The sequence below is a fragment of the Amycolatopsis sp. NPDC045836 genome, from assembly GCF_056431745.1.
The window spans coordinates 1-14,480 of the sequence record NZ_JBWKKF010000021.1; the positions used below are offsets into that span (position 1 = coordinate 1).

The window sequence follows — 14,480 nt, forward strand, 5'->3', positions numbered from 1 at the left end:
TGGTACAGCGGCGAATACGACGAATCACGCTCCGGCGCCAGCCGTTCCACCATCTCCGCCATCGGGAAGTCCTCGTGCTCGAACGCCCCGAGCACCACCTCCCGCACCTGCGCCAGCACGTCCTCGAACGACATGCCCGCGGTGAAGTCGGCGATCAGCGGCACCGGGTTGACGAAGTAACCGACGGTCCGCTCCAGCTCACCCCGGCCACGACCGGAGATCGGCGAGCCGACCACCACGCGGTCCTGCCCGGTCTCCCGGTGCAGCAGCAGCTGGTAGGCCGACAGCAGCACCACGAACGGCGTCACCCCACATCGGACACCGAGGTCCTTCAGCCGCTCGGTCAGCTCCCGCCCGAGGCCGAACACCCGGCTCGCCCCGCGGAAGGACTGCACCGCCGGACGCGGGCGGTCCGCGGGCAGCGCCAGCACCGGCAACTCGCCGGACAGCCGGTCGCGCCAGTAGTCCCACAGCCGGTCGCCGTCCGGGCTCGCCAGCAGTTCACGCTGCCAGTCGACGAAGTCGGCGTACTCGACGGCGGGCCGGGCGGGTTCCGCGCCGCCGCCGTACTCCAGCGCCAGTTCTTCCAGCAGCACCACGCAGGACCACAGGTCGACCACGATGTGGTGCGCGCAGATCAGCAGGACCGCTTCGCCGTCCTGGCGCCGGTAGACGCGCAGCCGCACCGGCACGCTGTCTTCCAGCACGAACGGGCGGTCGGCTTCGTCGGCGAGCGCGCGCTCGAAGTCCTCCGGGGCGTCGAGGCACTCGAAGTCGATCGCGGAACCGGGGCGGTAGAACGGGCCCTGGTCGTCCTCGCCGAAGGTCGCGCCCAGGAGTCCGTGCCGGGCGACGACGGCCCGCCACGCCTCCTCCAACGCGTCGGTGTCCAACGGTGAAAGCACCCGCAACGCCGTCGCGACGTGGTAGGCACCGGATTCGGCGGCGAAGCGGTGAATGGACCAGAGCGCTTCCTGCCCGCGGGAAAGCCTGGACAGTCCGCCGTGTTCCCGGCGGGTGATGGCGTTCGTGTGCCCGGCCGATAATCGCTGGACGACCTCGTCAGCCAGGGTTTCCGCCGTGCGGCCGTCGAACAGCAACGTCACCGGGAGATCGATTTCCCACTGGCGCTGGAGCAGCGCTTTGAACTCCATGCCCATGAACGAATCGATGCCGTAGGACCGCAGTTCGCGGTTCGGGTCCAGTTCGTCCACGCGCATCACCCGCGCGAGCCACCGGTGCACCGCCACCCGAACGGTTTCCCGGCGTTCCCCCTCGGCCATTTCCCGGATTTCCGCACCGGACGGCGGTTCCAGGCGAGGTGGGCGCAGTTCACCGGCGCGGAAGGTCCGCATTCGGACGCCGGTGAGTTCCGCGACCACGTAACCGCCGGCATCCAGCAGGCCGATGTGGAATGCCGGGAAGTCTTCGCTGGTGTCGCTGCGCACCACGTGCGTCCACGCCACCGAAGCACCCTCGCGGTGGATTTCGAACCGGTCGATGCCGCCGACGTACCAGCCTCCGCCTTCCCAGGGCCCGAGAAGTGCGAACGCCGGTTGCAGCGCCGCTTCCAGCATGACGGGGTGTAGGCGGTAGAGCTCGGCTTCCGCCTCGGAAACAGTGGAATTCACCGCACCGAGCATTTCCTGGTTACCGCGCCAAGCCGTTTCCACGCAGCCGATCGCGGGCCCGCAGGAAAGGCCGAGCGCGGCCAGATCGGCGTAGAACTCGGCTCGCGAAACGGGTTGCGCGCACCGGCGGCGGATGTCCGCCAGCGGAACGGGGTCGGCGGTTTTCTCCGCGCTGCTGCCGGGCGCGAAGAGCGCCCGCACGTGGACCGTGCGGGCCCAGTCGGCGCGGCGGATGCGCACCCCGCAGGCACCGGCGGAGTTCTGGTGGAGTTCGGCCACCAGCTCGATCTCGTCGCGTTCGGTGTGCACCACCGGTTCCGGCAGGCGCACGTCGACCATGGCTTCGCCCTGCTCGGCGATCGCCGCGGTGGCGCCGGCGATCTCCAGCACCACCGCCGACGGCACGACCGGAACACCCGCCAGCTCGAGGTCCCGCAGGCAGGGCACGGACTCGGTGTCCAGCTCGGTTTCGATCCGGTCAAGGGAGCGCATCAGGTCCCAACCCCATTCCTCTAGCCCTCGCGTGCAGGTTTCAGCGGCCGCGCAGCAGCGGGTGCGCGGCACGCGGTCTGGCCGGTGCCTTCGGCGCCGCCCGGCGCACGGTGATCGGCCACCGCTCGTGGTGTTCGAACGGGGTGACCGGCAGGTGCACCAGCGACCGCCCGGCCCATGCCCGGTCGATCCCGACCCCACGGCAGTGCAGGGCGCCGAGCACCCGCGGCAGGCCGTCACCGGTGAAGTCGTCGCAGAAGCGGACGGTGAAATCCCGCTCGGGGCTCTCGCCGCCGAGGTGCAGCGGGGTGTCCGGCTCGCCGAACGTCCCGTCGAACTCGTACGGGTTGACCGCGCCCGCCACCGCCGCCGCCGCCAGTTCACCCGAGCCGTGCCCGAGGACCAGGTCCGGGTGGACACCCCACTCCGCCAGCAGGCTCGCCAGCGCGTACTGCGGCACGAAGCCGGGTGCGTCGATGGTGCCGTGCAGGTCTTCGGCGATCAGCCGCAGCCCGGGAACCCGGTGGCACAGCGCTTCGAACCACTCGCCGTCCGGCTTGCCGTCGGTGAATTCGAAGGCGATCACCGGCGCACCGGCCACGAACTGCTCGGCTTCCGCCAGGCTCCGCCCCAGTTCTTCGCGGGTGGCGCCCACCGCGAACAGCCGGTGCGGGTGGTGCTTCCTGGCGGTCCACGCGGTGTGCGCGATGTCCGCGACCGGGACCTCCGGGTGCTCACGCAGGAATTCGGTGTACCGGCGGGAAAGCTCGGTCAGCGAGGTCGCCGAGCGGGCCGACAGCACCAGCACCTCGGGCCCCTCGGCGGGCTGCGCGACCTGAGCCGGTGCCTCACCGACCACCACGTGCACGTTGTTGCCGCCGTAACCGAACGAGTTGATGCCCGCGACCCGCGGCCCGTCCCAGGGGCGCGGTTCGGCCGGGATCTCCACCCCGGCACCGAGGCGGACCTGCGGGCTCAGCCGGTCGACCGCGATCGGCGGGATCCAGCCGTGGCGCAGCACCAGCACGGTCTTGATCAGCGAGATCACCCCGGACGCCGCTTCCAGGTGCCCGAGGCCCGCCTTGACCGACCCCAGCCGCAGCGGTGTTTCCCGCGGGCCGCCGAACACCCGTGACAGCGCCCCGGCTTCCACCGCGTCCCCGATGGCGGTGCCGGTGGTGTGCGTCTCGACGTAACCGACCTCGGCCGGGTCGACCCCGGCGTTGCGCAGGGCGAGCCGGACGACCTCCTCCTGCCCGGCCGCACTCGGCGCACCCAGGCCGTTGCCGCGCCCGGAACCCGCCATCGCGGACCCCTTGAGCACCGCGTGCACCGGCCCCGGTTCGCCCGCGCGGCGCAGGACCACCAGTCCGCACCCTTCGCTGCGCACGAACCCGTCGGCGGCTTCGTCGAAAACCTTGCTGCCACCGGTCGGCGAGAGCAGCCGCGCGTGCGAGTTGGCGATGTCCACCTCCGGTGCGAGGCACAGGTTCACCCCGCCCGCGATGGCCAGGTCGCATTCGCCGTCGAGCAGGCTGCGCATCGCCTGGTGCACCGCGACCAGCGACCCGGAGCACGCGGTGTCCACCACCACGCTCGGCCCCCGCAGGTCGAGCGTGTAGGACAGCCGGTTCGCCAGCAGGCTCAGCCCGCCGCCGACCAGCGAGTAGATGTCCACTTCGGACAGGTCCTGGAGCAGCATCCTGGCGAAGTCGCTGTTCGAGGCGCCGACGAACACCCCGGTCCGGCTGCCCGCCAGCGCCTCCGGGACCAGCGCCGCGTCCTCCAGCGCCTCCCGGGCGACCTCCAGCACCAGCCGCTGCTGCGGGTCCAGCCGCTCCACCTCACGCGGGGTGATGCCGAACAGCTCGTGGTCGAACCGGTCCACTTCGGACAGCAGGCCACCCCAGCGGGAACAGGTCCGGCCGGCCACCCCGGGACGGGGATCGTAGGTGGCGTCGACGTCCCAGCGCGACGGCGGCACCTCACCGACCTCGCTGCGGCCCTCCCGGATGAGCCGCCAGAACTCGTCCGGTCCGGCGATCCCGGGCAGGCGGCAGGCCATTCCGGTCACCACGACCGTCACAGCGCGTCCCCGGTCCCCTCGGCCGCCCGCTGCTCCACCAGGTGCCGGGCGAGATCGCGGATGGACGGGTACTCGTACAGCGCGGCGGCGGGCACGGGCACCCCGAGCAGCACCGAAAGGTTCCCGGTGAACTCCGCGCCCCGCACCGAATCCAGGCCCTGCGTGCTGAACGGCTGCGCGCGGTCGATCGCCGTGCCGTCGGCGCCGAGCACCCGGCCGACGTTCTCCGCGAGCAGCACCTCCATCGCCTCGGCGGTGCCGGACCAGCCGTCGTCCAGTGCGCCCGGGCTCCCCGTCCGCGCGCCGGTGGCACCCCGCCACTCGTGCAGGGCTTCCAGGCTGCCCGCGAGGAACCGCGCTCGGCAGGCCCGGCGCTGGATCTTGCCGCTGGTGGTCTTCGGCAACGCGGTCGGCTTGACCAGCACCACCACGTCGACGGTGATTTCCAGTTCCTCCAGCACCCGCTTGCGCACGGCCTCGACGATCGCCTCGAAGTCGCTCTCGCGCCGGGTGCGGACCTCCTGCACCACGACCAGCCGTTCGCTGCCGCCGGCCGGGACCGAGAAGGCGGCCGTGCCGCTGGCGCGGTTCCGGGGGTGGCACGGGCCGATGAGGTGCTCGAGGTCGGACGGCGCGTAGTTGCGGCCGCGGATGATGATCAGGTCCTTGTACCGCCCGGCGACGTAGAGTTCCCCGTCCTGCACCAGGCCCATGTCGCCGGTGCGCAGGTGGTGCGCGCCGCTGCCGGGCAGCGTGGCCCGGAAGGTCCGCTCGGTTTCCTCTTCCCGGTTCCAGTACCCGGCTGGCACGCTCGGCCCGGTCACCCAGATCTCGCCGGGCGTGCCGTCGGCACAGCGCTCCAGCGTTTCCGGGTCGACGATGACCAGTTCGTGGTCGTCCAGCGGGGCCCCGCAGCCGACCAGCCGCTTCCCCGGCTCCTCGGTGTCCCAGGTGCGCTCGGCGACCACCGGGCGGCGGCCCGGCAGCGGCACCGCGGCGGCCAGGGTCGCCTCGGCCAGGCCGTAGCAGGGGCGGAAGGTCTCGGGCCGGAACCCGGCCGGGGCGAAGCGTTCGGTGAACCGCTCGATGGTCTCCGCGCGCACCGGCTCGGCGCCGTTGCACGCGTGGCGCCAGCTCGACAGGTCCAGCCCGGCCAGTTCCTCGTCGGTGACCCGCTCGGCGCACAGCTCGTAGGCGAAGTCCGGTGCGGCCACCATCTCGCCGCGGTACCGGCTGATCGCCTCCAGCCAGCGCGCCGGCCGGGTGACGAAGTCGCGCGGGGTCATCAGCGCGGCGTGGTACCCCATCACCGCGGGCATCAGGATGAATGCGATCAGGCCCATGTCGTGGAACGGCGGCAGCCAGGACACCGCCACGCTGTCCGGGGTCAGCTCGAACCGGCGGTACATGGCGCCGACGTGCCGCATGATGTCGCGGTGCCGCACCACCACGCCCTTGGGCGCGCCGGTGGAACCGGAGGTGTACTGCAGGAAGGCGAGGTCGCCGCCGTCGATCGCGGGTGGCGCCCAGGTCGCGGTCAGCCCGTCGTCCAGGGTCTCCACGTCGAGGACCGGGAACTCGCGCTCGTCAACGGTTTCGGCGAACCGTTCGGCGACCGCGGCCGCCGTGCCACCCGCGGTCAGCACCGCACCGGCCCCGCAGTCCACCGCGATCGCGGCCAGTTCCCGCGACCTGCCGTGCCGTCGCGGCGGGTAGCACGGGACGGCGGTGGCCCCGGCGTAGAGGCAGCCGAAGAACGCGGCCACGTAGTCCGGCCCCGGATCGATCGCCAGCAGCACCCGTCCCCCGGCGAGGTCGTCGGCCTGCAACCGGGCGGCCACCCGGCGAGCGGCGGCGTCGAGCCCGGCGAAATCGTATCGCGCGTTTTCGCGCTCACCGTTCTCGAGAAAGGTGAAGGCGGTTTTTCCCGGAGTGGCTTCCGCACCGGCGCGGACGGCTTCGACTACGGTGGAAAACGGCATGGCACGGCCCCTGTCCCCAGCTGTGGCGTGTTTCCTAAGAGCGCGGTTCACCCAGCGGCAGCACGACCCGGCCGTAGCTGCCGTTGATCAGGTAGGCGGCGCCGACGTAGAGCCCCAGCAGCGCTGCCACCAGCGCGAAGACCCCGCCCACCAGGTCGACGGGCGGCGCGACGGCGAACTGGCCGATGGTGATGAACACATACATCAGCGTGGTCAGCACCAGCAGCCCGAACACCGCGCGGTTCACCCGTCGCGCGGCGACGGTGACGAACAGCGCCACCAGTCCCCACGCCAGGGTGAAACTACCGGTGGCGGCAGTGACAGAATCACCAAAGTTCGCCACCAGCTGCGGCAGGAACAGCCAGGTGTAGAGCGAGTAGCTCAGCCAGAACGCGGCGAACGAGGTGAAGGTGACCGCGGCGAAGGAATCACGCTGGGAAAACGCCAGGATACCGGCGATGAACTGCGCCACCCCACCGAAGAAGATCGCCGTCGGGAACACCACGACGATGAAGTTGAACGAAACCAGCCCGGCGTGGAACACCGCCAGGATGAACAACGTGGTGGAGAAGCAGAGGTAACCCAGCGCCAGGTGCGCCGAACCCGGGCGGCTCGACGGCGCCGGTTCGGAAAGGGGTGCCTCGACCGCCACCGGCCCGGACTGCAACGTGGTCATCGGATTCGCCTTCCGCCGCGGGAGCGCGCCGCGGGAGGGCCCGTGGAAGTTCTTCCCCCAATGCGGCGTGCCTCGATTCGATGCGGCCGATGCTAAGACGCCCGAAGACGGAACCGAGAGCCACGAAGGCGCGCCCCATTCGGCTCAGCCCTGGGCACCGGCGGGGTGCCCCGATCGGGGCGCCCCGTCCGGGCCGGCGCTCTCCCAGAGCACGCTGAGCATCCGGTGCAGGTTCGCCCGGTCGCCGTCGTCGAGCGGGGCGAGCAGGTCCTCGGCGAGCTGGTGCTGGGCGTCGAACAGCCGGGACATCCGGGCGCGGCTGTCCGCGGTGAGCCGCAGCAGGGTGGCGCGGCGGTCCTCCGGATCGGGCTCCCTGGTGATCAGCCCGTCGCGTTCGAGCGCGTCGACCATGCTGGTCACCGAACGCGGGCTGACGCCCAGATCGCTGGCCAGCCTGCCCATCCGCGCGGGCTCCAGCTCGCTGACCGTGACCAGCAGGCGGGCGCGGGCCTCGGACAGGCCGATGGTGGCGCCGAGCAGGCGGTCGGACTGCAGGCACAGGCGGCGCGAGGTGTCGAACAGGAGCGCCACGATGTCCCTGGCGGGCGGGCTCTCGGGTTGACGGCCGGAAGCGGGGGCGGACATACTCCCGAATATTAGTGTACTTCCTCACTATCTACCAGTTCACTGTGAACCGAACCAGGAACGCCAGGAAGGGACTCGCCATGTCCGACCCGACACCCGCGCTGGTGGTCGACGGCCTGCACAAGCGCTACGGCGACGTCGAGGCGGTCAACGGGCTCAGCTTCTCCGCCCGCCGCGGCACCGTGCTCGGCCTGCTCGGGCCGAACGGCGCGGGCAAGACCACCACCGTGCAGATCATCTCCACGCTGCTGCCGTTCGACCGCGGCACGGTCACCGTGCTGGGCCGGGACGTGGTGCGCGACGCCCGCGCGCTGCGCTCGGAGATCGGCCTGACCGGCCAGTACACCGCGCTCGACGAGTACCTCACCGGGTACGAGAACCTGGAGATGATCGGCAGGCTGTACCACCTCAGCGGGGCCGACGCCAAGCGCCGGGCGAACGAGCTGCTGGCCAGGTTCGAACTGGTCGAAGCCGGGAAGCGGCTGGTCAAGACCTACTCCGGCGGCATGCGGCGGCGCCTGGACCTGGCCGCCAGCCTGATCCTGCACCCGGCGCTGCTGATCCTCGACGAACCGACCACCGGACTGGACCCGCACAGCCGGATCACCGTGTGGCAGCTGGTCCGCGAGCTGGTGGCCGGTGGCACCTCGCTGCTGCTGACCACGCAGTACCTGGAAGAAGCCGAGGAACTGGCCGACGACATCGTGGTGATCGACGGCGGCGCGGTGGTCGCCCAGGGCACCCCGGATTCGCTGAAGGAGCAGGTCGGCGGCGCGCGGCTGGAGGTGCACCTGGCTCCGGGCAGCCGGACCACGGTGGCGCTCGAAGCGCTCGAACGGTTCAGCACCGCCTCGGCCGAGGTGGACGCCGAGACCGGCGTGATCACCGTGCCGGCGATCAAGGAACCGCGGCTGCTGGCCAGGGTCATCCGCGAACTCGACGACCTGGAGATCGGCGTGGCGGACGTGCGCCTGCGTGAACCCACGCTCGACGAGGTCTTCCTGACCCTCACCGGCAAGAACGCCGTGCCCGCCGAACCCCAGCGAGCCTGAGCCGGGGCAGCCCGAGAACCCGAGGAGACACCGTGACCACGGCCCAAGCCCCCGTCCAGCCACTGCAGCGCGGCAGGCTGCGCTGGGCGATCACCGACACCCTGGTGCTGACCAGGCGCAGCCTGCGCCACATCCCGCGCATCCCGGACCAGCTGATCTTCGCCACCGTCAACCCGATCATCTTCGTGCTGCTCTTCCGCTACGTCTTCGGCGGCGCGATCGGCACCCCCGGCATGACCTACCCGGACTTCCTGATGGCGGGCATCTTCGTGCAGACCGTGGCCTTCGGCGCGGTCAACTCCGGCGTCGGCCTGGCCGAGGACATGCACCGCGGGCTGGTCAACCGGTTCCGCTCGCTGCCGATGGCACCCTCGGCGGTGCTCACCGGCCGCATCCTGGCCGACGTGGTGCGCAATTCGCTGATCATCGTCACCGGGGTGCTGATCGGGCTGGTGGTCGGTTTCCGGCCGACCGCGGGCGTCGGCGGCTGGATCGGTGCGATCGCCCTGTTGCTGCTGGTCAGCCTCACCTTCTCCTGGGTGTCCTCGACCATCGGGCTGCTGGTGCGCAACGCCGAGGGCGCGCAGTCGGCGAACTACATCTGGCTGCTGCCGCTGACCTTCGCCAGCAGCGCCTTCGTGCCGACCGAATCGATGCCCGCCGGGCTGCGGGTCTTCGCCGACCACCAGCCGATCACCGTGATCGTCGACGCGGTCCGGGGCTTCCTGCTGGACGAGCCGCTGGGCTGGCGCGGCTGGGGCGCGTTCGCCTGGTGCGCGGTGATCGTGGCGGTCTGCGCGCCGCTGGCCGTGCGCCGGTTCCAGCGCCGGGCGATGAGCTGATTCCTGTTCGCCAACGCCGAGCCCTTCCACCAGAATGTGGGAGGGCTTGGCCTTCCTGTGGCCGCGTGTTGTTCTGCGTGGGGGCTCGAATACCGTTGAACAAGGGTAATGCGGCAATTCCGGCGGACTGCTACCAAGAGCGATTGACTGCTCACTGCTTACCACAGCGCCGAGATGAAGACCAGAGGAAATCTTTCACACCTGCGTCGGTAGTAATGGGCTGATCCTGCATTGGGGGCAGGCGTCGTGAATGGGTGAATCCGATGAATCAGAGAAGCTCGGAGAGCATTTCGGTCATCGCTGGGGCGGACGTTGGCACAAGCATTCTCCTGGTGGGGCAGAACGAGGTGGTGCGGCGCGGGATCGAGGCGATGCTCCAGTCGGTCGATGGCGTGCGCCACGTGCTGACCAGCGCCGGCTTCCGCGAGGCGGGCGCACTGGTCGCCGCGCACCGGCCGGACGTGCTGGTGGCCGGGCTGGGGCCCGACCCCGGCCTGGCCACGCTGCTGGAGCAGGCGCGCCTCGCGCACACCAGGATCCTGTTGCTGATGCGCGATCCCGGCGAAGCGGAACTGTCCGCCGCCGCGCGGCTGCCCGGCGACGGCTACCTCGTCGAGGACGAACTGACCGTGCCGGTGCTGGAGGACACCCTGCACCGGCTGCTGGTGGACCAGGTGCCGATGCCCTCGGTGATGGCCCGCGGCCTGCTGCGGCGGGCCGGTCGCGGCCCCGGCCCGGCGGCCCCGGCGCCGCCGCCGCCGCGTGACTACCGCACACGCCTGACCCGCCGGGAACTGCAGGCGCTTTCCCTGCTCGTGGAAGGCATGAGCAACAAGCAGATCGCCCGCGGCCTGGCCATCTCCGACCACGCGGTGAAGCGGGTGATGGCCAGCGTGCTGGTGAAACTGGACTGCGCCAACCGGACCCAGGCGGTGGCACTGGCGCTCAAGGGCGGCCTGGCCGGCGCCGGAACCAGATGAGGTGGGACCGCATGGACTTCAGCCTGCTCTACTTCGCCAACCGGGAAGTGACCGATCCGCCGAAGGAGTACGACCTGCTGCTCGATTCGGCGCGCTTCGCCGACGAGCACGGGTTCACCGCGTTGTGGTTGCCGGAGCGGCACTTCCACCCCTTCGGGGGCGCGTACCCGAACCCGGCGCTGGCCGCCACCGCGCTGGCGGTGTCGACCAGCCGGGTCCGCCTGCGCGCCGGCAGCGTGGTGCTGCCGCTGCACGACCCGCTGACCGTGGTCGAGGACTGGTCCTTCGTGGACAACCTCTCCCGGGGCCGGGTGGACCTCGCACTGGCCACCGGCTGGAACGCCAACGACTTCGCGCTCGCCCCGGACCGCTACGCCGGGCGTCGCGAGTACGTCTTCGAGCACCTGGACACGCTGCGCGACCTGTGGGCGGGCAAGCCGGTGAGCCGGGTCAACGGCGAGGGCGCGGAGGTGGAGATCACCACCTACCCCCGGGCCGTGCAGCCGGACCTGGACCTCTGGCTGACCTGTTCGTCGAACCCGCGGAACTTCGCCGAAGCCGGGGCCCGCGGCCTCAACGTGCTCACCGCGTTGCTGTTCCAGGAGGTCGACGACCTGGTGCCGCGGATCGAGGCGTACCGCGAGGCGCGGTCGGCCGCCGGGTTCGACCCGGGCGCGGGCACGGTGACGGTCATGCTGCACACCTTCGTCGGCGAGACCGACGACGCCGTGCGGGAAACCATCCGGGAACCGTTCCTCGGCTACCTGGAGTCCTCTGTGGACCTCTGGCGCAGCAAGTGGCCGGAACTCGACGAAGCCAGGCAGGGCAACCTGCTCGACCACGCCTTCGAACGGTACTTCCGCTCCTCGGCCCTGTTCGGCTCGGTGGCCCGCTGCGCGGACTTCGTGCGGAACCTGTCCGAGGTGGGGGTGGACGAGGTCGCCTGCCTGATCGACTTCGGCGTGCCAGACCAGCTGACCCTGTCCTCCCTGGCGTACCTGGACCAGGTGCGCCAGGCCGTGACCGCACCGGGAGACCTGCCATGTCGGTGACCACGGCCCACGTCCGCGACCTGCCGCTGGAGTGGACCGCTCCGGCGCTCACCCCGCGTGACACCGGCGCGGAGCCGGGCGTGGTGGTCTGGGACCTCGACCTGGTCCTGCTGCCTTCGCGGCGGCTGGACCGGGAGGCGCACCGGGTGGCCTTCGCCAGGGTGACCGGCAAGCGGCCGGTGCACGAGCCGCCGATGCTGGACCAGACCGATCCGCTGTTCGCGGTCGACCTGCTGTGCCACAACGGGTTCGCCCGCATCGGCGCCCGCAGGCTGCTGCCGACCTACCTGCCCGCACTGGCCGCCGCCTACCGCGCGCTGGCGAAGCGGCGGCCCTGGCTGATGCCCCGCCCGTGTGAAGACGCGTTCGCGCGACTGCGCCGGAGCGCTCCTGTACCGGGTGTGGTGCAGGCGTTCATCTCGGCGAAGCTGCGGCCGAGCGCGCTGCTGACCCTGTCGGCCACCGGGCTGGACCGGTACCTGGACCCCGCGGTGGGGGCCTTCGGCTCGGACCACGTGCACCGGGACAAGCTGGCGGAGATCGCGCTGGCCCGGGCGGAACGCGAGCACGGGGTGCGCTTATCCGCCTGAGCCCCCCGGCTCGATGTGCAGTGCGCTCTGCTCCGGGCCGGCCGCACCCGCCTGCCCGGCGTCCTCGGCGACCTCGTCCTTCTCGTTGTCCAGCGGCAGGCCGCCGTCGGCCGTCGGCTGCAACTGCTGGGCGGGCGCTTCGGGGTCGCCGCTGGTGCGGACGTCCGGGTCCTCGGCCCAATCGTCGCGATCACCCAGTTCGAGCCGCTCGTTCTGCTCGGAACGCATCCCGGGCCTCCTTCCGTTCGCCCGGCGGCTACCACCGGCCTAGCCGGGCGAAACCCCGAAGGTGGTGAGCAACTCGTCCACCAGCACCCCGGCGTCGGCGCCGAAGGCGACGTGGGCGTTGGGGGCACCGGCGGCGTTCGGCCGGGTGTCCATCACCGTCCGGCCGACCGTCAGCGGGCTCTCGGTGTCCACCGTGACGTGCAGGTGCCGGGTGGTGACGACCTCCGGCCGCACCAGGTACGCGGTGCACACCGCGTCGTGCACCGGCGCGGCGTCCTCGGCCGAGATGCCACCACCGGCCCGGTAGGCGTCGATCCGGCGGGTGATCAGGTCCGCCGCCGCCGTGCCCGCCGGGGTGCCGAGGGCCGCCATCGCCTCGCAGTCCCGGCGCGTGACCAGCGCCTGGTGCGTGGCGTCCAGCGGCACCAGCGTCACCCGTTCGAAGCCCGCCGAGAACACCATGGCGGCGGCTTCGGGATCGGCCCACACGTTGAACTCCGCCGACGCGGTCACGTTGCCGTAGGCGTGCGCGCCGCCCATCACGACCAGCTCGTCGACGGCCTCCACCACCGACGGGTCGATGTTGACCAGGGTGGCGATGTTGCTCAGCGGCCCGACCGGGACCAGCGTCAGCTGCTGGGTCGCCGCCCGCAGCGTCTCCAGCAGGTACTCCACCGCCGTGCTGTCCCGGGCCTTCGACCGCGCCTCGGGCAGCGGCAGCGACGTGCCGTGCATGTCCCGCTCGCTGTCGCGTTCGTAGTGCTTCTGCCCGGGGAAGCCACGCCGGGCGATCGGGTGCGCCAGGCCGGGGTGCACCGGCACGGCGCACCCGATCCAGTCGAGCACGCGCAGCGTGTTGTCCGTGGTGTTGACCAGGCCCACGTTGCCGTTCACCGTGGTCACGCCGAGCAGGTCCAGTTCCGGGTGCAACGCCGCGTGCATGAGCGCCACGGCGTCGTCGGTGCCGGTGTCGACGTCCAGGATGAGCCTACGTGCCAACGAATCCCCGTTCCAACCTCGGCCGGACGGCCGCTCGATCGTCCCAGTGCGAGGTCGCGCCGGTCAAAAGCGACCTCGCCCGCCGCGCCGGAGGCGCGGCCAAGAATGCTGTTCTCCGTGCAGATCATCCATGGTGGTCACCCGAAGTGGTTACCCCGGCTACTGAACTCAGTGTGAACGACAGGTGAACGAGGGGTGCGAGGTTTCACGGCTGACCGAAGGGGAACGCCTTCACCATGCGATTCGGGTACACACTGATGACCGAGCAGGCCGGGCCGAAGGACCTGGTGCGCTTCGCCGGTGAAGCCGAGCGCGCCGGTTTCGACTTCGAGGTGATGAGCGACCACTACTTCCCGTGGCTCGACGAGCAGGGGCACGCGCCCTACGCCTGGAGCGTACTGGGCGCGGTCACCCAGTCCACCGAACGCGTCGAGCTGATGACCTACGTGACCTGCCCGATCCTGCGGTACCACCCGGCCGTGGTGGCGCAGAAGGCGGCGACCGTGCAGTTGCTCGCCGACGGCCGGTTCACCCTCGGCCTCGGCGCCGGGGAGAACCTCAACGAGCACGTCGTCGGCCGGGGCTGGCCGCCGGCCAACGTCCGGCACGAGATGTTCGGCGAGGCGCTGGACATCATCAACGGGTTGTTCGAGGGCGGCTACTTCAACTACGCGGGCAAGCACTACCGGGTGGACTCGGCCAAGCTCTGGGACCTGCCGGAGACCAAGCCGCGGATCGGCGTCGCGGTTTCCGGTGAGCAGTCGATCGCCGCGTTCGCGCCGAAGGCCGACACGATGATCTCCACCGAGCCGAAGGCCGAGCTGTGCCGGTCGTGGGACCAGCACGCCGGGCGGTCCACGCGCAAGGTCGGCCAGCTGCCGATCTGCTGGGACCCCGACCGGGACGCGGCCGTGGAACGGGCGCACGAGCAGTTCCGCTGGTTCGCCGGTGGCTGGAAGGTCAACGCCGAGCTGCCGGGGACCGCCGCCTTCGCCGGCGCCACGCAGTTCGTCAGGCAGGAGGACGTGGCCGGATCGATCCCGTGCGGGCCGGACGCCGAGCCGATCGTGGAGGCGTTCCGCGGCTTCGCCGACGCCGGGTACACCGACGTGGCGCTGGTGCAGATCGGCGGTGACCACCAGGACGGCTTCTTCGGCTTCGCCGAGCGCGAGCTGCTGCCCGCCCTGCGCGAAAAGCTGGGTTGAGCACCCCGGATAATGAGGGC

At 71.2% G+C, this 14,480-nt stretch carries 13 protein-coding genes; 6 read left to right on the plus strand and 7 right to left on the minus strand.

The features are described 5' to 3' along the window. From AC07EG_RS32085 to AC07EG_RS32105, 5 genes are all read right to left on the minus strand, one after another. On the minus strand, positions 1-2,123 hold a 2,123-nt coding region (locus AC07EG_RS32085; RefSeq protein ID WP_478256980.1), incomplete at its 3' end, for a condensation domain-containing protein. A 40-nt stretch (positions 2,124-2,163) separates the two neighbouring features. Then, on the minus strand, positions 2,164-4,209 hold the full coding sequence (locus tag AC07EG_RS32090) for a type I polyketide synthase (RefSeq protein WP_478256981.1): 2,046 nt from the start codon (positions 4,207-4,209) through the stop codon (positions 2,164-2,166). Next, complete coding sequence (locus tag AC07EG_RS32095; protein WP_478256982.1) at positions 4,206-6,191, minus strand: AMP-binding protein; 1,986 nt, start codon at positions 6,189-6,191, stop codon at positions 4,206-4,208. Before AC07EG_RS32095 ends, AC07EG_RS32090 begins: the two co-directional genes overlap by 4 nt. A gap of 34 nt (positions 6,192-6,225) precedes the next feature. Next, entirely contained in the window at positions 6,226-6,867 is a 642-nt protein-coding gene (locus AC07EG_RS32100; RefSeq protein ID WP_478256983.1) for an acetate uptake transporter, read from the minus strand. A 144-nt stretch (positions 6,868-7,011) separates the two neighbouring features. Beyond that, complete coding sequence (locus AC07EG_RS32105) at positions 7,012-7,512, minus strand: MarR family winged helix-turn-helix transcriptional regulator (protein ID WP_478256984.1); 501 nt, start codon at positions 7,510-7,512, stop codon at positions 7,012-7,014. An 80-nt stretch (positions 7,513-7,592) separates the two neighbouring features. Here AC07EG_RS32105 and AC07EG_RS32110 point away from each other — a divergent pair, with 80 nt between their 5' ends. The 5 genes from AC07EG_RS32110 to AC07EG_RS32130 all read left to right on the plus strand — a co-directional run bounded on the left by AC07EG_RS32110 (position 7,593) and on the right by AC07EG_RS32130 (position 12,028). Further along, complete coding sequence (locus tag AC07EG_RS32110) at positions 7,593-8,564, plus strand: ATP-binding cassette domain-containing protein (protein ID WP_478256985.1); 972 nt, start codon at positions 7,593-7,595, stop codon at positions 8,562-8,564. Between the two features lie 32 nt (positions 8,565-8,596). After that, complete coding sequence (locus tag AC07EG_RS32115) at positions 8,597-9,406, plus strand: ABC transporter permease (protein WP_478256986.1); 810 nt, start codon at positions 8,597-8,599, stop codon at positions 9,404-9,406. Positions 9,407-9,738: 332 nt separating this feature from the next. Then, a complete protein-coding gene (locus AC07EG_RS32120) occupies positions 9,739-10,386 on the plus strand; it encodes a helix-turn-helix transcriptional regulator (RefSeq protein ID WP_478256987.1) in 648 nt (215 codons plus the stop codon). Positions 10,387-10,397: 11 nt separating this feature from the next. Further along, positions 10,398-11,438, plus strand: coding sequence for a MupA/Atu3671 family FMN-dependent luciferase-like monooxygenase (locus AC07EG_RS32125; protein WP_478256988.1), 1,041 nt, complete (start codon positions 10,398-10,400; stop codon positions 11,436-11,438). Continuing rightward, a complete protein-coding gene (locus AC07EG_RS32130; RefSeq protein ID WP_478256989.1) occupies positions 11,429-12,028 on the plus strand; it encodes an HAD family hydrolase in 600 nt (199 codons plus the stop codon). Before AC07EG_RS32125 ends, AC07EG_RS32130 begins: the two co-directional genes overlap by 10 nt. On the opposite strand, the gene AC07EG_RS32135 is transcribed toward AC07EG_RS32130, so the two are convergent. Next, positions 12,017-12,256 carry a hypothetical protein gene (locus AC07EG_RS32135; protein ID WP_478256990.1) on the minus strand — a complete coding sequence of 80 codons (240 nt, stop codon included), beginning with the start codon at positions 12,254-12,256 and terminating at the stop codon, positions 12,017-12,019. The genes AC07EG_RS32130 and AC07EG_RS32135 overlap by 12 nt on opposite strands. Before the next feature lie 39 nt (positions 12,257-12,295). After that, positions 12,296-13,255 (minus strand): nucleoside hydrolase, encoded by a 960-nt coding sequence (locus AC07EG_RS32140; RefSeq protein WP_478256991.1) that lies wholly within the window; start codon positions 13,253-13,255, stop codon positions 12,296-12,298. Between the two features lie 236 nt (positions 13,256-13,491). Here AC07EG_RS32140 and AC07EG_RS32145 point away from each other — a divergent pair, with 236 nt between their 5' ends. After that, entirely contained in the window at positions 13,492-14,460 is a 969-nt protein-coding gene (locus tag AC07EG_RS32145; RefSeq protein WP_478256992.1) for an LLM class F420-dependent oxidoreductase, read from the plus strand. Positions 14,461-14,480: the final 20 nt, after the last annotated feature.

Coding starts and splice junctions, on each gene's coding strand:
- AC07EG_RS32095 (WP_478256982.1), bottom strand. CDS start 6,191: ATGCCGTTTTCCACCGTAGTCGAAGCCGTCCGCGCCGGTGCGGAAGCC.
- AC07EG_RS32100 (WP_478256983.1), bottom strand. CDS start 6,867: ATGACCACGTTGCAGTCCGGGCCGGTGGCGGTCGAGGCACCCCTTTCC.
- AC07EG_RS32105 (WP_478256984.1), bottom strand. CDS start 7,512: ATGTCCGCCCCCGCTTCCGGCCGTCAACCCGAGAGCCCGCCCGCCAGG.
- AC07EG_RS32110 (WP_478256985.1), top strand. CDS start 7,593: ATGTCCGACCCGACACCCGCGCTGGTGGTCGACGGCCTGCACAAGCGC.
- AC07EG_RS32125 (WP_478256988.1), top strand. CDS start 10,398: ATGGACTTCAGCCTGCTCTACTTCGCCAACCGGGAAGTGACCGATCCG.
- AC07EG_RS32130 (WP_478256989.1), top strand. CDS start 11,429: ATGTCGGTGACCACGGCCCACGTCCGCGACCTGCCGCTGGAGTGGACC.
- AC07EG_RS32135 (WP_478256990.1), bottom strand. CDS start 12,256: ATGCGTTCCGAGCAGAACGAGCGGCTCGAACTGGGTGATCGCGACGAT.
- AC07EG_RS32145 (WP_478256992.1), top strand. CDS start 13,492: ATGCGATTCGGGTACACACTGATGACCGAGCAGGCCGGGCCGAAGGAC.